Origin of the sequence: Nonomuraea sp. NPDC049400 (genome assembly GCF_044466425.1) — a bacterium.
In the GTDB taxonomy this organism is placed as follows: Bacteria; Actinomycetota; Actinomycetes; order Streptosporangiales; family Streptosporangiaceae; genus Nonomuraea.
The window spans coordinates 161,147-182,704 of the sequence record NZ_JBITMP010000010.1 but is presented as its reverse complement, the minus strand read 5'-3'; the positions used below and the strand labels follow the sequence as shown (position 1 = coordinate 182,704).

Sequence of the window (21,558 nt, the reverse complement as noted above, 5' to 3'; positions counted from 1 at the left end):
GGTGATCCCTCTTCTAGGCTCGGTGTCGCAGGCGCGGCGCGGTGTCGGCGACGAGACGGGCTTCCGGTGCGGCGTTCTCAGCGCCGGGATAGTCGAAGGCCGGCCGCATCCCGTCCGGGCACGCGGCGTCGCGGCTCACCAGACGCAGGAACATCGGGTTCTCCTGTCCTTGGCAGCAGCGGCCGACGCAACCCACGGGCGTGTTGTGAAACGACCCGGGACCGGCGGCCACGCCCGTGAGCGCGACGGTGATGCGCCCGGCGAGTTGGGCGCCGTACTCGATGGGAACGCCGGCGATCCGCAGGTCGCTGACGGTGAGCGGCTCGCCGGAGGCGGGCTGCTCCGAGGGCGGCACCTCGAACACCGCCCGTGCGATCAACTGCTCGGTCAGCGAGCCCCGTTCGACCCGGAAGTACTCAGGCGTGATCGGCCTGCCATGCGGTGTCCCGTCGGGGCGGGTGATCCCGGCCAGGTCGATGTGATGGATGTACAGCCCGACCGGGTTGCGCAGGGTGATCCAGCAGCCCATCCGGGCCAGGGAATTGACGCTGGCGCCGATCGTCGGATCGCTGTTGCGCATCGGTCCGCCGTAGCGTGCGCAGCACACGAGCTCATCAGGGTTCTCGACCGGCCGGTCGCCCCGCCGGCGCAGGACCGTGGCGTCGGCCCCGAGAGCGATCTCGGCGACCAGCGTGTTGTCCGGCTGGCACAGATGCATCACACCGTGGGTGGTGTTCCATTTGTTCCACGGGTTGTACGCACCGGCCGGGATCACCACCCGCTTGGTGGTCTCGTCGATCAGATCCTGCTGCGCCTGAAGGTCCTTCAGTTGGACGTTCTTGTCCACGTATGTGCGGTACAGCTCCAGCATCAGTGCGCGGTCACCCCGGAAGGAGTACTTGGCCGTGGAGTCCTCGTTCGCCCCTGGCAGCGTGTCGCCGTGGAGGGCCTGCCAGTACTCGGGGGGCTCGGAGGTGAAAACGATCTTCGCGATCTTGCCCGAGCTGTTCCTGATCACCCGCCATTCGCAGTATTCGTCGTGCGGCCGATAGAACGTCTCCTCCCAAACTTTTCCCGTGAAGTAGCCGCCCGCGCCGTCTGCCCGTTCAGTCAGCGGGAACATCCGGTCGGCCAGCTCCACCGCCTTGGCCTGCCCGAACCGGCGCACCAGCGTGTTCGGCAACGCGTTCCACACGATCGTCTGGGCCATCTCCGGCCCCGGCGGGCTCGTGGTCAGCCAGTTGTAGTACTGGCACTTGTCCCCTGGATGCAGATTGTGGGCTTCCTGATAGGCGATGCACTCGTCGAACCAGCCGGAGACCGCATGGCTCCACTGCTGCGACTGCCCCTCAATGTGCTTGAAGTCGGGCAACCTGCCCGGCGGGTCGTACCGCCGCCCCGCACCAGGGTCCCCGGACATCGGCACCCGCTCCTTCTCCGTCAGCGACGCATGCAACAGCCTGCTCTCACAAGAGCCCGACACGGGGTCTATAACCATAGGTATTCGGTAAATAACACTGAGTAATGGCGGATAGCTATAGATTGACCAACTCTTCAGTCACGCCGCACTCACCGGTCTGGCCGTGCAGGAGGTACGGCCTGCAGCAGCGAACGCAGCAGTTGTGCGGCGGTGCCGGCGGACACTTCGCCGGGTGTGTTCATGATCTGCGAGGCGAGCCCGTCGACGAACGTGTGCAGGAGCGCCGCCCATAGCTCGACCTGGGCATCAGGGTGCGGGAGCGTGGCCTGACCCGGATCGCGGGTCGGCTCGCATCCGCGCAGGGCGGCGATGCATTGGCGGTACAGCGCCCGTTGGTCGCCCCACGTCACAGAGCCTCCTTCCGGAGGATGTTGACGTTCCCATTCCACGACCGCTGACCACAGCGCGTATTCCTCGCGCCGCTCGGCATCGAGCGGCAGCATCTCCTCCACGATCGCGGCGACCCCTTCCACCACCGAATCCGCGGTGCGGGGCCGCTGGACGCGCGGGAGAACCCGTCGACGGAGGGTGTCGGTGGTGGCCTGTACGACGTAGGCCTGCAATTCGTACTGATTGCTGAAGTAATGCCGCAGGGACCCGGTGGACCAGCCGGCTTCGGCAGCGACTCCGCGGACGGTCACACCGGCAAGGCCTTCGCGCAGGATCACCCGGATGGCGGCCTCGCCGAGCTCGGCCCGTCGCTGGTCATGATCAACGAGTCGCGGCACGGCCACATGCTAACACGTCTGTGCTACGTTAGCTAACACGGGCGTGTTATTACGGCTCGCCGGCTCCCGGAAGGAGACAGGTTTGTCGATCCAGACGATCGGCGCGGTGCTCGGACTGGCCCTGCTCGACACGCTGAGTCCCACCGTGATCGGGATCACGCTCTACCTGCTGCTGGCCAGGCCGCACCGCGCGGGTGCGCTGCTTGGCGTGTACCTCGGATCGGTCGCGATCGCGTACTTCGCCTTAGGCGTGCTGCTCATGCTCGGCCTGGGCGCTGTCGTGCCAGTCGTCGATGACACCGTGTGGGCCTGGGGACAGGCCGTCCTCGGCGCAGCGCTCATCGTGGGGAGTTACTTCATCCCCGACAAGAACCCCGAACGCGCATCCATCCGGGCCCGGTCCTTCACCGTGCGCACGATGCTGCTGCTGGGGCTGGGGACCTGGCTGTTCGAGTTCGCCACCGCCGTGCCGTACTTCGGCGCGATCGGCATCATGACCTCGGCCGGGCTGCCCGCCGTCCAGTGGTCGCCGCTCCTCGGCGTGTACGTGACCATCATGGTGATTCCAGGCATCCTGCTCTTCGTCGCATGGGCTGCCCTGGGCGAACGTATGCGTGAACGGTTTGAGCGGTGGCAGAACAAGCTCTCCTCCGGATCCCGCACGACACTGCGCTGGATCGTCGGGATAGCGGGATGCCTGATCCTCCTGGAGGCAGCAGACGTGCTCTTCCCGGAAGTAACCGTCGTTACTCCATGGGGATAGCGCATCCACTGGTTCCCGGGCCGCAACCGGCCTCCGCGCGCTCGGCCCTCAACCGGTCCATGTCGGTGAGCACCCGGTCGCGGATGTGGCAGATCAGTTTGGCCAGATCGGCGCAGTAGACGGAAGGATTGAGAAATCCCGAGCCGGCGCGGTATCGAGTGCTGTACTCGCCGGCCCCGCAGATATCCCGGATCGAGCAGGAAACGCAGATCGGCGACAGACCGGCCACCCCTCGTTGCCGGGCGACGACGCCCGGAAGGAGGCGCGCGTCGTCGAACGCGTTGCGAAAAACGTTCAAGCCGGTGTACGGGGCGCCCTCGTAGGTGGACTTCAAAGCGTCGCCGAGTTCGATGGTCCCGTCGCTTTCGATGACCATGAGCTGGAACGGGTGGAGCCCCAGCCCCTCGGTGTAGGCATGACCGCCGAGGCACACAGTCATGATGTTCTCGAAGAGCCTGACACCGGCCGGAAGCGGCACCGTGGAATACCAGCGCTCGAATATCGGTATCAGCCAGTCCGCATACGCGGTGCCCCCGTCCCCGGAGGTCCATCCCGGTGGAGGAGACGACCAATTGCCGAGCGGCAGCAGAAAGTCCACGGCCGGCGCCCCGGTGGCGAGCAGCGCCTCGTAGGTGGTCAGGGGATCGTTCTCCAGGTCGACGGTGCACAGCACAAGATCGAAGAGGTCACGGTAAGCGGGGCGGTTCAGCACCTCGATGCCGCGCATCACCAGGTCATGGCTGCCGCGGCCGTTGGCGTACTTGCGGTGACGATTCTGGCCTTCCCTGTCGCCGTCGAGGCTGACCGTGACACCGATGCGGTGTTCGGCCAGGACCTTCAGTAGTTTCTCGTCAGAAAGGAGCACGCCGTTCGTGGTGGTGACGAGCCGCAGCGGGACCTCGGACGGCGCGGCGCTCCGGAACGCTCGCGCCGCGTACGCGAATTGATCCGCGCCGGCGAGCAGCGCTTCGCCGCCGTGCATCCGCACCGACGCTCCCTGAATTTCGTCGGCGTGCGCCCGCAGGTGCTCTCCGAGCCGGAAGGCGACCTGGTCGATCGTCTCGCGTGACATGGCCACCGGTTTGTTCTTCCAGCTCTGGTCGGCCATCTCGTACATGTAGCAGTAGTCACAGGCCAGGTTGCACCGGCCGTGGAATTTGAGAGCGAATTCCACGAAGGGCAGAGGGCGCCAGTACGGATCCTCAAGCGCCTGATCGGTCACGTCCTGAGTCGGCCATTCGGCAGCTCGCTCTGTCACCTGCACGATCGGTAGCTCGATCACGATGTCCTTCGCCTCTCTGCCCTTCGTGTCCCAGCAGGGCGCTACACGGCCCGATCAGCCACGGGAACGAACCGTTCCGTCACCTGTTGAAGATGCCGGAGGGACGGAAGATGTCGTCGTCGGCGGTCACCCGGTTCAGCACCGCACCGAGCGCGCTGTTCTGGTCGGTGGTCGCCGCGACCTCGGAGAGATTCGCCTGAGAGGACTCGGCAGCCGAAGCGGCACCGGCTGCTCCGACCCCCACTGCGGACGCGGCAGCGAACGCGGCAGCCGTCAAGGCCACCTTCCGTACGAGATTGTCTTCACGTTCCGACATTGGATACTCCTTTCCGTACGGCTGGACATCTGGGATTAATCGAAGTTGATCACGACAGCCGGACGGTACCGCGCCACCTCACAGAGTCGCTACAAAACCACTACAAAGCCGACTCTTCGCTGCCCAGCTCCACGAGGCCATCAAAGATTTTCCCGGAGGAACTGCAATGTGGACTGGTGCAGCCGGGTGCGGTGAGGAACGGTGGCCCAGCCGTGGTCGGCGCCTTCGACGACCTCCAGCTCGGCGTTGCCGTCGTGGTGGTCGAGATAGCGGCGGGCGTAGGAGAGCGGGGCGATGTCGTCCTCGTCGCCGTGGATGATGCGTACGGGTCCGGCGTACGGACGGGACCGGCCATAGACGTCGAGGCCGGCGATGTCGTCGACCAAGGCCTGGCTCATCCGGTGGCTGTCGGCGTCGAAGTAGCCCTTCTGGCTGATCTCGGCGGCGATGTCGCGGCCTTTGAGGCGGCCGGCACTCACTTCGAAGGGGGCGACGGCGGCCGGCGACCACAGGCACACGGCGCGGATGTCCGGCTCCTCGGCGGCCACGATGCCCGCGACGACACCGCCCATGCTCATCCCGACCAGGCCGATACGGTCAGGGTCGGCGAAGTCGAAGCCGCGTACGGCCTGCACGACGGATCGGGTTTCGGCGATTTCTCCGGTGATGGTGACGTCGAAGAAGTCGCCGTCGCTTTCCCCGTGCCCGGACAGGTCGAACCGGACCGATGCGATGCCGGCGCTCTCCAGCAGTCGCGACATCAGAACGAAGGAGCGGTTCTCCATCCGGTTGTTGGCGAACCCATGGACGAACACCACCGTCGGCCGGCCGGTTGCGCCTGCCGCCTCGGGAATGTGCAGCGTGGAGCGCAGAGTCCGCCCGTTGTACTGGAAGTCGTGATTCATGTCATCCCTTGATGGCGCCGGCGGTCATCCCGGCGACGATCTTGCGGTTGAAGAAGATGAACAGCACCAGCGGCGGGATCGTGATGAGCACGATGTCCATGAACAGCAGGTTCCACTGGGTGTTGTACTGGCTCTGGAAGTTGTAGAGGGTGACCTGCACGGTGGCGTTCTCGTCGCCGGGGGTGAAGTAGAGCGGGTTGACGAAGTCGTTGAAGATGGCCACCGAGCTGGTGAGGATCACGGTGATGGTGACCGGCCGGAGCAAGGGGAAGATCACCCGGAGAAACAGTGAGAGGCCGGTGCAGCCGTCGATCTGGGCGGCCTCGTCCAGCTCGCGTGGGATGGCCGCGATGAAGGCGCGGAACAGCAGCACCGCGTACGACAATCCGAACGCCACTTCCACCAGGATCAGCCCGGGGAGGGTCTTGAACAGGCCGAGGGCCTGCAGCAGCCAGATGGTGGGCACGATCGCGAGCGGGATGATCAGCCCGGACAGCACCAGGAAGTTGGCCACCGAGCCGAGCCGGCCCGCGCGGCGCTGCAGCACGAACGCGGCCATCGCGGCGAAGACGACGATCAGTGCCACCGACGCCACGGTCAGGACCGTGCTGTTGACGTACGCGCGCAAGAGCACGTAGTCGCGTGCCTCGATCACCTCCACGAGGTTCTGCACGATCGGCCAGCTGGTGGGCCAGGCAAAGTCCAGGTCGGTGGCCTGCGTCTGGTCCTTCACCGCGGTGAGCAGCATCAGCGCGAACGGCACCAGGAAGATCACGGTGGCCAGCAGCAGCGCGATCGCTTCCGCGCCGAGCCTTTTGACGGCTCTCATAGGGCGACCTGCCTCTTGCCGAGGAAGTAGTTGAGCGGGAGTACGACGGCGGTGACGACGAGGAACAGCAGCACGTTGCCCGCGGTGGACAGGCCGAAGAAGCCGGCCTGGTACTGCTTGTAGATGATCGAGGCGATGGTGTCGCTGGTGAAGCCGGGTCCGCCGCGGGTCATCGTCCAGATCAGGTCGAACGAGCGAAGCCCGCCGATGAACGACAGGATGATCACCGAATACGTGGCCGGCCAGCTCAGCGGAAGCGTGACATGGCGGAAGCGGTGCCAGGCACTCCCGCCGTCCACCGCGACGGCCTGGTAGTAGTCGCGGGGGATGGACAGGATGCCGGCGATGTAGATGACGGTGGCCAGCCCGACGCCCTTCCACACGTCCACCAGCGCGACCGACAGCAGCGCCGTCCTGGCGTCGCCCAGCCAGTCGGGACCCTCGACGCCGACCAGGGCGAGCGCCTTGTTGACCAGCCCGGTGTCGGGTTTGAGCAGCATGCTGAAGGTGATGCCGACCGCCACCGTGGAGACCAGGACGGGGAAGAACACCACCGAGCGCAGGAAACCGCGCAGCCGCAGCCTGCTGGTCAGCAGCACGCCCAGCAGCAGCCCGAGCACCACCTTCAGCCCGCTGGTCACCAACGCGTAGAAGACGGTGTTGGCAAAACCGATGCGCAGGTTCTGCTCGGCGAAGAAGTCGGTGAAGTTCTGCAGCCCCACGAAGGTGCTGTCGAACAGGGTCCAGCGGGTCAGCGCGAAGTAGAAGGCCATCACCGTCGGCACCAGGAAGATCACCAGGTAGACGACGGCGGCCGGCAGGTACAGCGCGTACGGGTAGGGCGACGTTCGCCTGGCCGGACGGGCGAGCTCCTGCTCGGGCATGACGTGAGGTCTGGCCGCCTGCCTGGTCACCACCCCGTGAGGCCCAACTGCTTGGCCTGCTTCTCCACGTCCTTGTCGTACTGGGCGGCAGCCTCGGCCGGCGAGGTCAGCCCGGAGCCGACCGCGACGGTGATCTGCTCCAGCGACGGGCCCTTCACCGGGGACAGGAACTCCAACGCGGGTGCGGTGGCACCCTTGTCGATGTACGCCTGCACGTCCTTGGCCACCTGCATGGCGTCGTCCGGCAGTTTGGCGCCCTTCACCCGGTACGGTCCCGTCGGCTGCACCGCCTTGTTGATCGCGTCGGCGGCGGCCGGCGAGGCGACGAAGGCCACGAACTTCTTCGCTGCGTCCAGGTGCTTGGTGGTCTTGGCGATGTAGATCGCGGGCGGCTCCCAGACGCTGGCGCCGTTCTTGGCCGGATCGCTGCCCGGTACGCCGAAGAAGCCGATGTCGGTGGCCGCCTGCGGGCTTGTCGCCAGTACGGGCGGCAGGATCGCGGTGAGCATCGGGTAGTGCGCGCCCTTGCCTTCGGCGAGCATCTTCAGCCCTTGATCGAGGGTGGCCGAGCCGAACCCCTTGTTGAGGTAGCCCTTGGCGTGCACGTCGGCCAGGTGCTGGAAACCCGCCACCGCGGCCGGGGTGGTGGCGAACTTGGCCTTGCCGGCGGTGTAGTCCTGGGCGAAGCTCGGCACGGCGGCCTGGACGTTGTAGAAGTCGGCCAGCACGAGCAACTGCGAGGTCCAGGTGTCCTTGAACGTCGAGATCACCGGCGTGATCCCGGCCGCCTTGATCTTCGCGTTGTTGGCCATGAACTCGTCCCAGGTCTTGGGCACCTGCAGGCCGAGCTTCTCGTAGACCTTGCGGTTGTAGAGGATGCCGCCACCGGACGCGGCGCTGGCCGGCACCCCGTACACGTGGTCGCCCTGGGTCACCACCGGCAGGTAGTCCGGCTGGACGTCGGCCAGCACGGGGTCGCCGGTGAGATCGACCAGGGTCTGGGCCGGGTTGAGCGCCTGCAGCAGGGAGCCGGAGTTGTACCAGAACACATCCGTCATCTCGCCGGTGGACAGCCGGGTCTTGACGATGTTGTCGCCCTCACTGCCTCCCGGCTGGTTCTCCATCTCGATCTTGATGGTGGGGTTGGCCTTCATGAACGCGTCCGCCAGCGCCTTGGATGTGTCCACGGTCGACTGATCGCTGCCCGTCATGAAGGACAGGGTGATGGTGCCGTCAGCAGCGGGCTCCGAACCGGAGCCACAGGAGGTCAGGGCCGCCAGCGCCAGGACCGCTACGGCCGTCGCAAGTGTGCGGTGGGAGGTCTTCACACACCCTCCAGGGCTTTTGAATCGTTTTAAGCGGACCCCCGATGCGGTTAACGTAGGCGTTACTTGAAAGGGTGTCAAGGCTCGATTTGGGTAACGGTACCCACCCTTTTCCCAGATGAGATCGCCGATATGGCCGATATTCAGGCAACGGTTCCTGCCGGCTCCGGCAGCCGGGCGGGAGCGGCTGCCGGACCGGCTGTGTGTGCTCAGATTCGCTGGATCGGGCCCCAGGTCAGAGCAGCGCTTCGGCGGTGATGGGCAGTTGGCGGATCCGGCGTCCGGTGGCGTTGAAGACGGCGTTGGCGATCGCGGGCGCGACCCCGACATGGACGACCTCGCCCAGTCCCTTGACGCCGAGCGGGTCGGCCTCGCGGTCCTCGCCGTCCAGGTAGATCGCCCTGACGTCGGGGACGTCGGCGTTGACGGGGACGAGGTAGTCGGCCAGGTTGGCGTTCACGATCCGGCCGTCGCGGTGGTCGGTGACCGTGTGTTCCAGCAGGGCTGTGCCGATGCCGCCCACGATGCCGCCGATTGCCTGGCTTTGGGCGAGTTTGGGGCTGATGATGCGTCCGGCGTCGTACACGCCGAGCATGCGCCGTACCCGCACGAGTCCCAGCGTCGCGTCGACGGCGACCTCGGCGAACGTGGCGTTGTAGGCGTAGAGAGAGTGCCGCTCGGGCCCCGACGGCCGGGAGAAGGAGCCGAGAGCTTCGAGGCGGGGGCGGTTGTTGCGGGCCAGGAGTTGCCGGTACGTCTCGCCGCGCGCAGGATCGTCCTTGACGTGCATCCGGCCGCCGCGGACGACGACGTCCTGGGCGGCCACCCCGTACAGCGGCGAGTCACGGTCCTCGACGGCCAGCTTGATCGCCTGCTGTCGCACCTGGTTGCATCCGTCGAGTACGGCGGAGCCGACGCTTGCCATGGTCATCGAGCCGCCGTGCGGCGGGGTCGGCGGGAACAGCGAGTCGCCCAGCCGGAAGGTCACCGCGCGCATGGCCAGCCCGAGTGCGTCGGCGGCGACCTGGGTCTGGGAGGTGTAGGTGCCCGGCCCCATGTCACTGGCCGCCGCCTCGACCAGCGCGGTGCCGTCGGCGTTCAGACGGACCCGGGCCTGGGCTGTGTTGCGATGTGTCTCGTAGACGCCGGCGGCCATGCCCATGCCGATCAGCCAGTCGCCCTCGCGCCGGGAGCGCGGCTCGGAACGGCGGCGGGCCCAGCCGAACTCGCGGGCGCCGACGGTGTAGCACTCGCGCAGCCGGCGGGTGGAGAACGGCAGCCCGCTGGACTCGTCCTCAGCCGGTTCGTTGCGCCTGCGCAGTTCGATCGGGTCGACGCCGAGCTGGTGGGCGAGTTCGTCCAGGGCCGATTCGATGACGAAGGACGCCGTGGCGAAGCCCGGGCCGCGCATCCACAGCGGCGTGTTCACGTCCAGCGGCACCGTCCGGTAGGCCTGCGAGACGTTGGGCATGCTGTAGAGCATCTGCCCCGCGGGCATGATGGTCTCGGTGAACTTCTCGTACGACGAGGTCTCGGCGTCCATCTCGTGGACCATGGTGGTCAGGCGTCCCCGCTGGTCGCTGCCCAGGCGCAGACGGTACTCATAGGAGGGCCGGAAGCCGGTGCCGAAGTACATCTGCCTGCGGCTCAGGACCAGCTTGACCGGACGACCCGTCTCGCGGGCGGCCAACGCGGCGACGACCACGTGCGGCCAGCAACGCAGCCCGGAGCCGAATCCGCCGCCGACGAACGGCGAGATCACCCGTACTGACTGCGTCGGGATGCCGAACACGGCGGCGAGCTCGTTCTGCGTGCCCACGACCCACTGGGTCTTGTCCCAGACGGTGAGCCGGTGGCCGCTCCAGCGGGCGATGGTGGCGTGCGGCTCCATCGGGTTGTGATGGTTGCGCGCCGTCCGGTAGGTCAGGTCCATCCTGACGGCCGCGGAACGCAGGCCGGCCTCGGCATCGCCGCGCGCATAGCGCGTCGGCTCGTCCGCGTCGGCCTCGTGCAGGTCGGTAGCGGGCTGCTCGGCGTCGTAGCGGACCTCGACCAGGCTCGCACCGTGCTGCGCGGCCTGCAGGGTGGTGGCCACCACGACGGCGACCGGCTGACCGTGGAAGAGCACCCGGTCGTCCTGGAAGACGCGCAGCCGGCGCCCGGGCGGGTTGTTCGACCCGGCGTTGTCGCGGTACGGCAGCTTCGGCGCGTCGCGGTGACTGATCACCCGCAGCACCCCCGGGTGGGCCAGGGCGGCGCGGGTGTCGATCGAGGTGATACGTCCACGGCCGATGCTGCTGTCGACGATGACCGCGTGCACGACACCGTCCACGTCGTGCTCGGCGGCGAACAGCGCCTGCCCGGTGACCTTCAGCCGCCCGTCCACCCGGGACAGCGGCGCACCCACGGCTGCCCGCGGCTGGGGGCTCACTTCGTACCTCCTACGACTCGCAGCTGACGCTCTACGGTCCGCTTCAGCAACTCCACCTTGAAACCGTTGTGCCGCAGCGGGCGGGCTCCGTCGGCCGCCCGCTCGGCGGCGGCTGCCCACAGGGACGCCGAGGGGCGCTCGCCGACAAGGTGCCGCTCGACCGCGGGCAGCTTCCACGGCACGGTGCCCACGCCTCCGGCGGCGACCTTCGCCGCGCGGATCACCCCGCCTCGAACGTGCAGGGCGACGGCCGCCGAGGTCAGCGCGAACTCGTACGATTGCCGGTCGCGGACCTTCAGGTACCCGGACCTGAGCGGGCGTGGCAGGGCCGGGATCTCCACAGCGACGATCAACTCGCCTGGGCGCAGGGCCTGTTCCCGGTGCGGGGTGCCACCCGGTGGCAGCAGGAAGTCGGCGAAGGCGACGCCGCGTTCCCCGTCCGGGCCCAGCAGGTGCACGGTGGCCTCCAGCGCCGCGAAGGCCACGGCGACGTCGGAGGGGTGGGTGGCCACGCACTGGCCGGAGGCGCCGAGGATGGCGTGGCTGCGGTTGAAGCCGTCCAGCGCCGCGCACCCCGAGCCCGGCCGGCGCTTGTTGCAGGCCGCCGTCACATCGCGGAAGTACGTGCACCGGGTGCGCTGCATGATGTTGCCGCCGATGGTGGCCATGTTGCGCAGCTGCGGCGAGGCGCTCAGCTCCAGCGCCTGCGCCACGACGGGGAAGGTGGCGCGGACCTTGGGGTGGGCGGCGGCCTCGGCCATCGACACCAGCGCGCCGATGCGCAGTCCCCCGCCTGCGGTGGTGCTCACCTCGCGCAGCGGCAGGGCGCTGATGTCGACCAGTTCACCGGGACGCTCGACGCTCTCGCGCATCAGGTCGACCAGGGTGGTGCCGCCGGCGATGTAGCGGCCGCCCCGCCGGCCGCCGGTGAGCGCGCCATCGATATCGGCGGCCTTGGTGTAGGAGAAGGGATGCATCCGGACCTCACTTTCCGCCGGCGGCCTGCTCGACCGCCTTGACGATCTTCACGTAGCAGCCGCAGCGGCAGATGTTGCCGCTCATCCACTCCCTGATCTCCTCCGGGGAGCCGGTGTGGCCTTCCCGGATGCAGCCGATGCCGGACATGATCTGTCCGGGGGTGCAGTAGCCGCACTGGAAGGCGTCCTGCTCGATGAACGCTTCCTGCAACGGGTGCAGGTCGTCGTCCTCGCCCGGGGCCAACCCCTCGATGGTGGTGACCTTGGCGCCCTCCAGCCGTACCGCCAGCGTCAGACAGGCGTTGACCCGGCGGCCGTCGACCAGGACGGTGCAGGCGCCGCAGGCCCCGGCGTCGCAGCCCTTCTTGGTGCCCGTCAGCCCGAACTGCTCACGCAGCAGATCCAGCAGCGAGGTCCGGTTGTCGATCACCGCGGCGTGCCGCTCGCCGTTGACGGTCAGCGACACCCGTCCGCTGGGCGACACCTCAGCAGCGGCCGCCGGTTCGACGCTCAGCGGGGACGTCCCGGGGATGAGCCCGCCCGCGGCGACCGCGGTGGTCGTGGTCGTGATGAAGGTGCGCCGGCTGAGCGCCGAGGAGGACTCGCCGGCTGCGGCGGTGGGCGGAACAGCAGACAAAGGGGCTTCATCAGACATATTTCTTCCTTCGCTTCACAGCTGGATCAGCGGCACGACAGGAGGCGGGACCGTCGTCGCCGTAAGGCGGGACCTCAAGGCTTGATGAGGACCTTGAGGCTCTTGCGGTCGGCCATGTCCTGATAGCCGCCCGGGACGCCGTCGAGGCCGGTCGTGGCGTCGAAGACCTTCCCCGGCTGGATGGTGCCGTCCAGGATGTCGGGCATCAGCTCCTCGATGTAGGCCCGGACCGGCGCCGGTCCTCCGGCCAGGCCGAGGTTGTGGCGGAAGAGACTGCCGAAGCCGATCGGGGCCTGTTCGTACTGCGGGACGCCGACGCGGCTGATGACGCCGCCAGGGCGGACGACCCCGACTGCCTGCTCGTAGGCGGGCATGTTGCCGACGGCTTCGAGGACGACATGCGTACCGTGCCCGCCGGTGAGATCGCGGACCTGGGCGATGCCTTCCTCGCCGCGGGCGGAGACGACGTCGGTGGCGCCGAACTCCCGGCCGAGGTCGGTCCGCGCCTGATGGCGTCCCATGAGGATGATCTGTTCGGCGCCGAGGCGCTTGGCCGACAGCACGGCCAGCAGGCCGACGGCGCCGTCACCGATCACGGTGACCCGGGTGCGCTCGTTGACGCCGCCCGCGACGGCGGCGTGGTGGCCGGTGCCGAAGACGTCCGAGAGCGTGAGCAGGGACGGGATGAGGGCCGAGTCGGCGGCGACGGGGAGCTTGACGAGGGTGCCGTCGGCGAGCGGGACACGGACGGCTTCGGCCTGGCCGCCCTCGTCGGGCAGACCGGGCCAGAAGTCGCCCTGGACGCAGGACGTGTGCAGGCCCTCGCGGCAGAACTCGCAGGTGCCGTCGGAGAAGGCGAACGGTGAGACGACCAGGTCGCCCTTCTTGACGGTGGTCACCGCGGAGCCGGTGTCCTCAACGATGCCGATGAACTCGTGCCCCATCCGTTCGGGGCCGTCCGCTGGGGACATCGAGCCGTACGGCCACAGGTCGCTGCCGCAGATGCAGGACGCGGTGACGCGGACCAGCGCGTCGGTGGGCAGCTTGATGGCGGAGTCCGGGACCTCCTCGATTCGGACGTCGCCGGCGCCGTACATCAGGGTTGCGCGCATCAGATGTTCTCCGTTCGATATGCGATCAGATGCTCATGAAGCAGAGTTCGCCCAGGTCAAGGCGATCGTGGGGACCAAGGTCAGTGCGGCGATCACGGTGCCGACCACGGCGGGACCCGTGACCCCGAGGGCGGAGCCGAGGGCGAGGCCGGCCATCCAGGAGCCGGCCGCGGTGCCGAAGTTGAACGCCGAGACGCTCAGCGAGGACCCCAGCGTGGGCGCCTGGCCCGCGAAGCGGACGGCCAGGGAGATCAACACCGGGTTGGCGCCGAGCCCGAAGAGCCCCAGCAGGGCGACCAGCGCGACCGTGGGCGCGGCATGGCCGGACAGCAGGCAGATCGCCAGCAGCAGGACCGTGGCCGCCGCGGCCGCCACGATGGTCGTCGCATGCGGGCGGGCGTCTCCAAGGCGCCCCCCGAGGACCGAGCCCGCCAGGGCGCCGACGCCGAAGCCGGCGAGCACCAGCGGGACGAGGCCGGCGGCGATGCCGGCCCGGTCGGTCAGCAGCGGCGAGATGTAGGAGTACGCCGACAGCACGCCGCCGGTCGTGGTCGCGCACGCCGCCAGCGCCAGCCACAGGCGGCCGGAGCGCAGAGCCGACAACTCCGACCGGATCGACACCGCCTGGTGGTCCGCGCCGTCGTGCGGGACGTATCGGGCGATGAGCCCCACGGCCGCCGCTCCCAGAGCCGCGAGCGCCCAGAACGGCCCCCGCCAGCCCATGAGCTGCCCGGCGAACGCGCCGAGCGGCACACCGACGACGTTGGCGAGCATGCCCCCGGCGCCCACGAGGCCCAAGGCGCGGGCGCTCGCGGCAGGACCGGCGACGCGGGTGGCCACCACGGAGGCCACCGACCAGAACGCTCCGGTCGCCAATGCCGTCAGGAACCGCGCCGCCAGCAGCAGCACGAAGCTGGAGCCGAGCGCGACGATGACATGCCCGGCCGCGAAGACGCCCAGAGCGAGCATCAGCGTCACCCGTCGCGGGAGCCGCAGCGTCAGCAGCGCCATCAGTGGCGCGCCGACGATCATCCCGACCGCGAAGACCGTGATCAACAGCCCCGCCTGGCCCACGCTCACCTGCAGATCGCCCGCGATCTCCGGCAGCAGGCCCGCCACCACGAACTCGGTCGTGCCCATCAGGAACGTCCCCAACGCCAGCACGTGGATGACGAACGGAAGCCGGGTGGGCGAACGCTCACCGCCTTCGACGCCGACGCCGCCGGGGGCGTGCAGCACTGCTCCACGCATAGCGGACCTCCTTGCTGAGAATGGGGAGATGTCACCGGCAGGGCCCCTGCCTGCCGGGCGACGGCGGCATGCCGTCACTCCTTGTGGCAACGCCCAGGAAATCGGTTCCATCGCGCGCGTGGGAGGTCCGGTTTATCGGGGGCACAACCTCTACCCCCCTTTCGTCCCGTCCGATCCATACAGTGAAAGGGTGGACAGCAACCGAGACGAGATCCGCGACTTCCTCGTCAGCCGCCGCGCCAAGATCACCCCGGAGCAGGCCGGCCTGCCTGCCGGCGGCCGGCGCCGGGTTCCGGGGCTACGGCGCGAGGAGGTGGCCGTTCTCGCGGGCGTGAGCACCGAGTGGTACACGCGGCTGGAGAAGGGCCACATCACCGGCGTGTCCGACGACGTTCTCGAGGCGGTCGCCCGGGCGCTGCGGCTGAACGAGGAAGAACGCGTCTACCTGTTCGACCTGGCCCGAGCAGCCCGCCCCACCCGCCGCGCGCCTGCCCGCCGCAAGGAGATCGAGATCCCGCGCCCGGTCCAATGGTTGCTCGACTCCATGACGATGTCGGCCGCGTTCGTGCGCAACGGCCGCCTGGACATCGTCGCCATCAACCCGCTGGGCCGGGCCCTTTTCGCGCCGATGTTCGACAGCGACACCACTGACCAGCACGGTCGCGCCAACTTCGCCCGCTTCTTCTTCCTCGACCCAGGCTCCCATCACTTCTTCGTCGACTGGGACGGCGGCGCCGACGTCACCGTCGAGTTGCTGCGCGCCGAAGCCGGGCGCGAGCCCCACGACCGGGCCTTGCGGGAGCTCGTCGGCGAGCTGTCCACACTCAGCCGCGAGTTCCGCACCCGGTGGGCCGCCCACGACGTCCGCATCCGCCACGAGGGCGTCAAGCAGTTGCACCACCCTGAGGTCGGCCGCCTGGAGCTGACCTTCCTGTCCCTGGACCTGCCCGCTTCCCACCGGACGGCGCACAACCTGACCGTCTACACCGCCGAGCCTGGCACCACCGCCGAAGACCGGCTCAAGCTCCTGGCCAGCTGGGCAGCGACCCGCGACCAGACCGGCAACCGGCCGCACGGGCAGAGCGACCGGCCGCACAGCCAGAGCGACCGCCCCCAGGACGCAGAGCCTCCGCGAATCAGACGAGACTGACGCGCCCAGCGCCCGGAGGTCAGGCGAGCCATCGGGGTCCGGCTCAGCCGCCAGCCCCTCCTGGCGGGGCCGTGGAGCCGCGGACGACCAGGCTCGGGGTGACGGAGAAGCGCACCGGTGTCATGCGGCCCTCGATGCGTTCCAGCAGGAGCTTGCCCGCGGCCCGGCCCATCTCGCCGCCGTCCTGGTCGACGCTGGTCAGCGCGATGTTGGGCAGAGCGGCCAGGTGGGTGTTGTCGTAACCGGCGACCGAGACGTCCGCCGGGACGGACAGGCCGGCCTCGTGGACCGCGGCGAGCGCGCCGAGGGCCGCCTGGTCGGCCCCCGCGAAGATCGCCGTCGGCCGGGGCGAACGGCTCAGCAGCTCGCGGGCCCCCTCGTAGCCGCCTTTCTCGTGATAGAAGCTGGTCGCGACGGCGATCTCGTCGCCGAGCCCCTGCTCGCGCATGACGCGTTCGTAGGTCGCCGACCGGATGTTGTGCAGCAGGTCGGCCGGCCGCGCCTGGCTGTCGTCCTGGTGCGTGATGTGCGCGACGCGGCGGTGCCCCAGCTCGATGAGGTGCTGCACGACGAGTTCGGCGCCCGCTTCGTCGTCGCCGAACACCGAGTCGTAGTACGACGACCGCTCGTGCCGGGCGAGCACCACGGTCGGCTTCTCCTTGGCCACCTCCTCCAGGCGCGCCTTCGAGGCGAGGGGGGCGACCATGATGATGCCGTCCACCTGCCGGTCCATCAGGGCGTCGACCGCCCGCCGCTCGACCTTGCGGGTGGCGCCGCCCTGGATCATGAACGCCTGGTAGTCGGTGTCCTCGAGGTAGTCGGTGAGACCGTCGAGGATGTCGGCGAAGAACGGGTTTCTGATGTGCGGCAGCACCAGGCCGATCGTGAACGTGCGCCCGCGCATCCCCCGGGCCACGGCCTGCGGCCGGTAGCCGAGCTCGTCGATGGCCGTCTTGACCCGGTCCTTCATGGCGGGGCTGACGCCGTAGGCGTTGCGGATCACCTTGGACACCGCCGTGACGGAGACCTGGGCGTGGCTCGCCACATCGGCGATCGTCACTCGTCGTCGTCGACCAGGCGTGACCATGAAACTCCCGTTTCCGATGCGTGGTCCGATTCTACGAGGTCAGGACATGACTCGATCTGGGCGGCGATACCGCCTGTCCTGGGCCGCGGGCAGGCGCCCCAGCCGGCCCGGGGTCCGCCGACGGGTTCAGCCGTCTGCGGGTGGAGCGGTGCTCTCCCGGACCGTGAGGGTGATGGCCGGCTCAAGGCCGACCTGCGGCGTCTCCTCCCCGCGCCCGGGGCGAGCGCCAATTCGGTGGCGGCCAGCCGACTTCACCAGCGCTAAGATCGCTCAGCAGCAGCGCGAAGAGGCCGTCACCGCCAACGCGGTGACGACAGCAGGGGTGGCTTCGACGGCGGCCGAGCGGGGGGTGCCGTCAACGAACGTGGCGCCAGCCCCGGCGCAGGTCCCTGCCGCGGTGTCAGAAGGGAGCCGCATGTCCTTTCGTCCCCGTCACAGCTTGCCGAGCTGTCCTGTCAGAGGGTTTGACCTGCTCCCCGCCTTTGAGGGACGGGGATTCCCGTGCCGCTATGCGGCAGCTCGTGTCGCTTGCGCGGTCGGTGCTGTGGAACGGGGTGCTTGACGTTTCGCGGACCCGGGTGGGTCTCCACGCCCTGAGACGACCAGCCCGGCCGCCTGTCCTTTGGTCTTGATGTTCCTCGCCCCGACGATGTCGGCGTGCTCGGTGTGCCCGCAAGAAGTGCAGGAGAAGATCGCTTGGCTCTTGCGGCTCTTCTCATCCACCTTCCCGCACGCAGGTTCCGGGCACGTCTGGGACGTGTACGCGGGGTTGATCTTATGGATGACACTGCCGGTGTAGCGGGCCTTGGAGCGGAGGGCGACTTCCAGGCCGTACCAGCCCTTGTCAAGAATCGCCTTGTTGAGCCCGGATTTCGCCGCCGCGCCGTTACGGAGAAACCTGCCCGGCCGGTCGGGGTCGGGCTTCGGCTTGACGGTCGCGCTCATGCCCTTGATGTTCAGGTCTTCGATGACCACGTGCCTGTAGGCACGGGTGAGTCGGTGCGCGACCTGCGCGTTGAAGTCAGTGCGCCGCCACCGGACCCGCCGCATGATCTCACTGAGGGCGGCCACGACCGTCTTGCGCCGCTTCGATCCCTTCTTCGTGCGGGCGAGTTGGCGTTGCAGCCGCAGATACCGTTCCGCTTCGCCCGGCGTGAGATACCCGAGGTCGTCTTCCCGGGCCCCTTTCCTCACCCGCGGCAGCTGCCTGGAGGAAACACCGTCGGTTCCGGCGTGGCGGCGGTCGAAGAACTCCCCATCCGAGGTCACGGCGGCCGTGACCACCCCCCGGTCCACGCCTGCCCATTGAGGGCATGCGTGTTCCTCACGCTCGATGATCCCATCGTCGACCAGGAAGCTGATGAACCAGTGCTTGCCGTCCCGGGACACGGTCGCAGACTTGACGGATCCCCCGAGCGGGCGCGACATCCGAAACCGCGTCCGCCCGAACTTGGGCAGGAACACCCGCCCCCACCGGCGGTTGATCCGCTCTACGGACAGGTGTTTGGCGGTGGGGAACCGAAACGACGGCCGCCACTTCGCCTTCGCCTTCCAGTGCACCTTCCACGTGCCGTGCTTGCGGCACACCTGATCCAGGTCCTTGAGAGTCTGCTGGATCACCTGGGCAGGGGCGTCGGCGAGCCAGTGGCAGTACGGGTCCTTCTTGGCCTCGGCGAGCTGCTTGCACTGCTGCTCATAGTTGATCCACTGCCCCCGCCGCCGGTACTCCCGCCGTTGTTCGAGACCGGTGTTCCACACAGCCCGGCAGATCCCGCCCAGCCTTTCGGCGAATGCCCGCTGCCCGAAGTCGAACTCCAAGCGGTACTTCCGGCCCACCAACAAGCGAAACACCCCTGTCCCACAGGACGCTTGCGTCTCACCGACTCGAACACATTATCATCTGGTCTATGAGCGAGGATGTGGAATATCGACGAGGTAGACATGTGGTTTCCGCGATGCACGTCCATCTGGTCTTTGTCACCAAATATCGCAAAAACGTCTTCGATGACGAGATGCTGCGCCGCTGCGAAGACGTCATGATCGAGGTGTGCGACAGTTTCGAGGCCGAACTCCGCGAGTTCAACGGCGAACACGACCACGTCCACCTGCTCGTCCACTATCCACCCAAGGTCGCGATCAGCAAACTCGTCAACTCGTTGAAGGGCGTCTCCTCGCACTACCTACGCAAGGAGTTCACCGACCGGATCAACCGCGCCATCATGCACGGCCCCTTCTGGGCACCCAGCTACTTCGCCGCCTCCTGCGGCGGAGCCCCACTATCGATCATCAAGGCGTATATCGAACAGCAGCGCCGCCCCACCTAAGGTCCCGGGTCCACGCTCCGCGCTCCGGGATGCCCCGCCTACGGCGGGCCATCCCCCAAAGGGGGACCGCATTCATCCCCCGGCCTGAAGGCCGAGGCTTTCTGCGGACCTTCGGTAACCACATCGACAACGGCAAGGAGTGCATCATGGATGCCCGCATGAGCCTCTTCGGCAACCCGGCCCCAGCCGAGGTCCCGAAGCACCTCATCTCGGCAGACACGATGATTGCGGACTCGGCGAAGATGCTCAGCGAGGCCGAGGACGCCCCGGAGCCGGCGGAGCGGCGCACCCGCATCGCCGATGCGGGTGCCTGATGCGGGACCTCCTCCACGCGGCGGGGGTGCTGGCCGGCTGTGTCCTGGCTCTCGCGCCGGCCCTGCTGCCCTCCGCGCGTCCCGCCAGGAGGTGGCCGCACGTCGTCATGGCGCTCGGCATGGCGGCCGGCCATTTGGGCGGCTGGTTCCTCTCCGCCGCAGTGCTCGCGCTGCTGACCGCCGGCTGGCTCTGCGGCTCTCCCTCCCGCCACGCGGAGACCGGTCATCACATCCCCGACTTCGTGGTCATGCCCATCCTCTTGGTGCTGACGGCGTTCAGCGCGCCTACTTTCGCCGGCGCTTCGTCCGGGCATGCGCATGGAGGCGGTTCGCTGGCCGTGGTGGCCTTGGTCATCGGGCTGGCCTGGACCTGCGCCCGGCTCATCCGCGTTCTGCCCGAGCGGAGCGCGGATCGAAGGGTGTTCAGCGAGGACTTGTGCTCGGCCGGGATGGCGGCCAGCATGGCGTTCATGGCCGCGTTGGCCCTCTGAGCTGCGCGGACAGAGGTTTCCCCGCAGGCGCACCGCTCGGGGCGTTGTCACAGATCGGGGCGCTGTCTTGTCTGAGCTGGTGCACGGCCGGATCCGAGCCGGCCACCGTCCCGTGAGGAAGCCTGATGAGCACTGATCACGCGCACGCTCACCACCTGGACAACCCCGACAAGAGCGGGCCGCCACCGAAGATCGACGTGGTCGCCACCGTGCCCGGGGCGCCGCCTGCGCCGGAGGGGGCCGAGGCGATGACGCTCCTGGTCACCTTGCCGCCCAACAGCCCCGGCGCGCCGCCACACCGGCACTCCGGACCCGCGTACGGGTACGTGGTCAAGGGCGCCATCAACTTCGAGCTCGAAGGCGACCCCGTACGGGTCCTCCGCGCCGGCGAGGCGTTCTGGGAGCCCGGTGGAGACGTGATCCACTACCAGGACGGCAACCACCTCACCGACGAGGAATCGGCGTTCGTGGTGACGATGTTCTGCGCGCCCGGGCAGCCGATGCTGATCCCGGTCAGCCCGGAAGAGTTGGAGGCTCGACGAGACCGGCGCGCCCCACAGTCTCGCTGACTGCGCGGTTCCCGCCTTCAGCGTTGCCGGAGGGCCGCGCCGGCGGCACCACCGCCTGCTCTGTCGCGGTCGCCCAGGTCAAGGCCGGCGAGTTCGGTTCTTGAGGCGCCGCCGAGCTTGGGGAACGCCTTGTGCAGGTGGTAGCCCACAGTGCGCGGGCTCAGGAAGAGCCGAGCGCCGATGTCGCGGTTCGTGGCGCCGCGCGCGGCCAGCCGTACGATCTGCAGCTCCTGCGGAGTCAGCAGGCCGGCCGCGCCCGGCACCCGGACGCCGGTGGCCGCCTCTCCCGTGGCGCGCAGTTCGGCGCGGGCGCGGGCGGCCCACGGGTCGGCGCCGACGCGTTCGAACGTGTCCAGCGCCCCTGTTCGTCTGGATCAACATGATCAGCTACGCTGCCTTCGCCATGGGCGCGCTCGCCATCTACCGCGGCTGGCGGGTGCCGCTGCTTATCGCCTGGTTCTTCGCCATCATGGGCGCGATGGGCAACGCGATCGGCCACCCGATCTACGACCTGGTCTCGGGCGACCTCGCCTTCCCCGGCATCATCACCTCACTCGGCTACTGGATCATCGGCCCGATCCTCGTGCACCGGCTCTGGCCGGCCTCCCTCCCCGACCCGGCCGCTACTCCGGGCCGCCGGCCGATGGCTGCCGCGCTCTGAGCCGACCGGCCTAAGGATCTGCGC

Annotated in this window: 23 protein-coding genes; 7 read left to right on the top strand and 16 right to left on the bottom strand. The window is 68.5% G+C overall.

The window, feature by feature from the left end; translation table 11 throughout:
* Positions 1-13: 13 nt before the first annotated feature.
* Together ACIBVN_RS17890 and ACIBVN_RS17885 are read right to left on the bottom strand one after the other, a co-directional pair.
* A complete protein-coding gene (locus ACIBVN_RS17890; protein WP_397137559.1) occupies positions 14-1,420 on the bottom strand; it encodes a hypothetical protein in 1,407 nt (468 codons plus the stop codon).
* Between the two features lie 149 nt (positions 1,421-1,569).
* A complete protein-coding gene (locus ACIBVN_RS17885) occupies positions 1,570-2,214 on the bottom strand; it encodes a TetR/AcrR family transcriptional regulator (RefSeq protein ID WP_397137557.1) in 645 nt (214 codons plus the stop codon).
* A gap of 76 nt (positions 2,215-2,290) precedes the next feature.
* On the opposite strand from ACIBVN_RS17885, the gene ACIBVN_RS17880 reads away from it, so the two are divergent.
* The gene (locus ACIBVN_RS17880; RefSeq protein WP_397137555.1) at positions 2,291-2,971 is read left to right on the top strand and encodes a GAP family protein; all 681 of its coding nucleotides are present in this window, start codon (positions 2,291-2,293) and stop codon (positions 2,969-2,971) included.
* On the opposite strand, the gene ACIBVN_RS17875 is transcribed toward ACIBVN_RS17880, so the two are convergent.
* From ACIBVN_RS17875 to ACIBVN_RS17825, 11 genes are all read right to left on the bottom strand, one after another.
* On the bottom strand, positions 2,955-4,253 hold the full coding sequence (locus ACIBVN_RS17875) for an FxsB family cyclophane-forming radical SAM/SPASM peptide maturase (protein WP_397137553.1): 1,299 nt from the start codon (positions 4,251-4,253) through the stop codon (positions 2,955-2,957). The two genes, ACIBVN_RS17880 and ACIBVN_RS17875, sit on opposite strands and share 17 nt — an antisense overlap.
* A 79-nt stretch (positions 4,254-4,332) precedes the next feature.
* On the bottom strand, positions 4,333-4,569 hold the full coding sequence (locus ACIBVN_RS17870) for a hypothetical protein (protein WP_397137551.1): 237 nt from the start codon (positions 4,567-4,569) through the stop codon (positions 4,333-4,335).
* 140 nt (positions 4,570-4,709) lie between these two features.
* Positions 4,710-5,474 carry an alpha/beta hydrolase family protein gene (locus ACIBVN_RS17865; protein ID WP_397137549.1) on the bottom strand — a complete coding sequence of 255 codons (765 nt, stop codon included), beginning with the start codon at positions 5,472-5,474 and terminating at the stop codon, positions 4,710-4,712.
* A gap of 1 nt (position 5,475) precedes the next feature.
* A complete protein-coding gene (locus ACIBVN_RS17860) occupies positions 5,476-6,303 on the bottom strand; it encodes a carbohydrate ABC transporter permease (protein WP_397137547.1) in 828 nt (275 codons plus the stop codon).
* Entirely contained in the window at positions 6,300-7,187 is an 888-nt protein-coding gene (locus tag ACIBVN_RS17855; protein WP_397137545.1) for a carbohydrate ABC transporter permease, read from the bottom strand. Before ACIBVN_RS17855 ends, ACIBVN_RS17860 begins: the two co-directional genes overlap by 4 nt.
* A gap of 26 nt (positions 7,188-7,213) precedes the next feature.
* The gene (locus ACIBVN_RS17850; RefSeq protein ID WP_397137543.1) at positions 7,214-8,515 is read right to left on the bottom strand and encodes an ABC transporter substrate-binding protein; all 1,302 of its coding nucleotides are present in this window, start codon (positions 8,513-8,515) and stop codon (positions 7,214-7,216) included.
* 232 nt (positions 8,516-8,747) lie between these two features.
* A complete protein-coding gene (locus ACIBVN_RS17845; protein ID WP_397137541.1) occupies positions 8,748-10,943 on the bottom strand; it encodes a xanthine dehydrogenase family protein molybdopterin-binding subunit in 2,196 nt (731 codons plus the stop codon).
* Complete coding sequence (locus ACIBVN_RS17840) at positions 10,940-11,920, bottom strand: FAD binding domain-containing protein (protein ID WP_397137539.1); 981 nt, start codon at positions 11,918-11,920, stop codon at positions 10,940-10,942. The genes ACIBVN_RS17845 and ACIBVN_RS17840 overlap by 4 nt, the downstream gene beginning before the upstream one ends.
* Positions 11,921-11,927: 7 nt before the next feature.
* Positions 11,928-12,575 (bottom strand): (2Fe-2S)-binding protein, encoded by a 648-nt coding sequence (locus ACIBVN_RS17835; RefSeq protein ID WP_397137537.1) that lies wholly within the window; start codon positions 12,573-12,575, stop codon positions 11,928-11,930.
* A 74-nt stretch (positions 12,576-12,649) separates the two neighbouring features.
* Positions 12,650-13,687: a zinc-dependent alcohol dehydrogenase family protein gene (locus ACIBVN_RS17830; RefSeq protein ID WP_397137535.1), complete on the bottom strand. Its 1,038-nt coding sequence runs from the start codon at positions 13,685-13,687 to the stop codon at positions 12,650-12,652.
* A 33-nt stretch (positions 13,688-13,720) separates the two neighbouring features.
* Complete coding sequence (locus tag ACIBVN_RS17825) at positions 13,721-14,938, bottom strand: MFS transporter (protein WP_397137533.1); 1,218 nt, start codon at positions 14,936-14,938, stop codon at positions 13,721-13,723.
* A 190-nt stretch (positions 14,939-15,128) separates the two neighbouring features.
* Between ACIBVN_RS17825 and ACIBVN_RS17820 the strand changes: the two genes are divergently transcribed.
* The gene (locus ACIBVN_RS17820; protein ID WP_397137531.1) at positions 15,129-16,088 is read left to right on the top strand and encodes a helix-turn-helix transcriptional regulator; all 960 of its coding nucleotides are present in this window, start codon (positions 15,129-15,131) and stop codon (positions 16,086-16,088) included.
* Positions 16,089-16,131: 43 nt separating this feature from the next.
* Here the strand turns inward: ACIBVN_RS17820 and ACIBVN_RS17815 are convergent, their stop codons facing one another.
* Both ACIBVN_RS17815 and ACIBVN_RS17810 read right to left on the bottom strand, forming a co-directional pair.
* A complete protein-coding gene (locus ACIBVN_RS17815) occupies positions 16,132-17,148 on the bottom strand; it encodes a LacI family DNA-binding transcriptional regulator (protein WP_397137529.1) in 1,017 nt (338 codons plus the stop codon).
* Positions 17,149-17,682: 534 nt separating this feature from the next.
* Positions 17,683-19,011 carry an RNA-guided endonuclease InsQ/TnpB family protein gene (locus ACIBVN_RS17810; protein ID WP_397137840.1) on the bottom strand — a complete coding sequence of 443 codons (1,329 nt, stop codon included), beginning with the start codon at positions 19,009-19,011 and terminating at the stop codon, positions 17,683-17,685.
* Positions 19,012-19,082: 71 nt separating this feature from the next.
* Here ACIBVN_RS17810 and tnpA point away from each other — a divergent pair, with 71 nt between their 5' ends.
* The 4 genes from tnpA to ACIBVN_RS17790 all read left to right on the top strand — a co-directional run bounded on the left by tnpA (position 19,083) and on the right by ACIBVN_RS17790 (position 20,873).
* The gene (tnpA, locus tag ACIBVN_RS17805) at positions 19,083-19,499 is read left to right on the top strand and encodes an IS200/IS605 family transposase (RefSeq protein ID WP_397137527.1); all 417 of its coding nucleotides are present in this window, start codon (positions 19,083-19,085) and stop codon (positions 19,497-19,499) included.
* 146 nt (positions 19,500-19,645) lie between these two features.
* A complete protein-coding gene (locus tag ACIBVN_RS17800) occupies positions 19,646-19,813 on the top strand; it encodes a hypothetical protein (protein ID WP_397137525.1) in 168 nt (55 codons plus the stop codon).
* Positions 19,813-20,304, top strand: coding sequence for a hypothetical protein (locus ACIBVN_RS17795; protein ID WP_397137523.1), 492 nt, complete (start codon positions 19,813-19,815; stop codon positions 20,302-20,304). The genes ACIBVN_RS17800 and ACIBVN_RS17795 overlap by 1 nt, the downstream gene beginning before the upstream one ends.
* 125 nt (positions 20,305-20,429) lie before the next feature.
* Positions 20,430-20,873: a cupin domain-containing protein gene (locus ACIBVN_RS17790; protein WP_397137521.1), complete on the top strand. Its 444-nt coding sequence runs from the start codon at positions 20,430-20,432 to the stop codon at positions 20,871-20,873.
* Between the two features lie 17 nt (positions 20,874-20,890).
* Here ACIBVN_RS17790 and ACIBVN_RS17785 read toward each other — a convergent pair whose 3' ends face one another.
* Entirely contained in the window at positions 20,891-21,136 is a 246-nt protein-coding gene (locus ACIBVN_RS17785; RefSeq protein WP_397137519.1) for a response regulator transcription factor, read from the bottom strand.
* Positions 21,137-21,252: 116 nt separating this feature from the next.
* On the opposite strand from ACIBVN_RS17785, the gene ACIBVN_RS17780 reads away from it, so the two are divergent.
* A complete protein-coding gene (locus ACIBVN_RS17780; RefSeq protein WP_397137517.1) occupies positions 21,253-21,534 on the top strand; it encodes a hypothetical protein in 282 nt (93 codons plus the stop codon).
* Positions 21,535-21,558: the final 24 nt, after the last annotated feature.

Coding starts and splice junctions, on each gene's coding strand:
- ACIBVN_RS17890 (WP_397137559.1), bottom strand. CDS start 1,420: ATGTCCGGGGACCCTGGTGCGGGGCGGCGGTACGACCCGCCGGGCAGG.
- ACIBVN_RS17870 (WP_397137551.1), bottom strand. CDS start 4,569: ATGTCGGAACGTGAAGACAATCTCGTACGGAAGGTGGCCTTGACGGCT.
- ACIBVN_RS17865 (WP_397137549.1), bottom strand. CDS start 5,474: ATGAATCACGACTTCCAGTACAACGGGCGGACTCTGCGCTCCACGCTG.
- ACIBVN_RS17860 (WP_397137547.1), bottom strand. CDS start 6,303: ATGAGAGCCGTCAAAAGGCTCGGCGCGGAAGCGATCGCGCTGCTGCTG.
- ACIBVN_RS17855 (WP_397137545.1), bottom strand. CDS start 7,187: ATGCCCGAGCAGGAGCTCGCCCGTCCGGCCAGGCGAACGTCGCCCTAC.
- ACIBVN_RS17840 (WP_397137539.1), bottom strand. CDS start 11,920: ATGCATCCCTTCTCCTACACCAAGGCCGCCGATATCGATGGCGCGCTC.
- ACIBVN_RS17835 (WP_397137537.1), bottom strand. CDS start 12,575: ATGTCTGATGAAGCCCCTTTGTCTGCTGTTCCGCCCACCGCCGCAGCC.
- ACIBVN_RS17830 (WP_397137535.1), bottom strand. CDS start 13,687: ATGCGCGCAACCCTGATGTACGGCGCCGGCGACGTCCGAATCGAGGAG.
- ACIBVN_RS17825 (WP_397137533.1), bottom strand. CDS start 14,938: ATGCGTGGAGCAGTGCTGCACGCCCCCGGCGGCGTCGGCGTCGAAGGC.
- tnpA (WP_397137527.1), top strand. CDS start 19,083: ATGAGCGAGGATGTGGAATATCGACGAGGTAGACATGTGGTTTCCGCG.
- ACIBVN_RS17800 (WP_397137525.1), top strand. CDS start 19,646: ATGGATGCCCGCATGAGCCTCTTCGGCAACCCGGCCCCAGCCGAGGTC.
- ACIBVN_RS17795 (WP_397137523.1), top strand. CDS start 19,813: ATGCGGGACCTCCTCCACGCGGCGGGGGTGCTGGCCGGCTGTGTCCTG.
- ACIBVN_RS17790 (WP_397137521.1), top strand. CDS start 20,430: ATGAGCACTGATCACGCGCACGCTCACCACCTGGACAACCCCGACAAG.
- ACIBVN_RS17780 (WP_397137517.1), top strand. CDS start 21,253: ATGATCAGCTACGCTGCCTTCGCCATGGGCGCGCTCGCCATCTACCGC.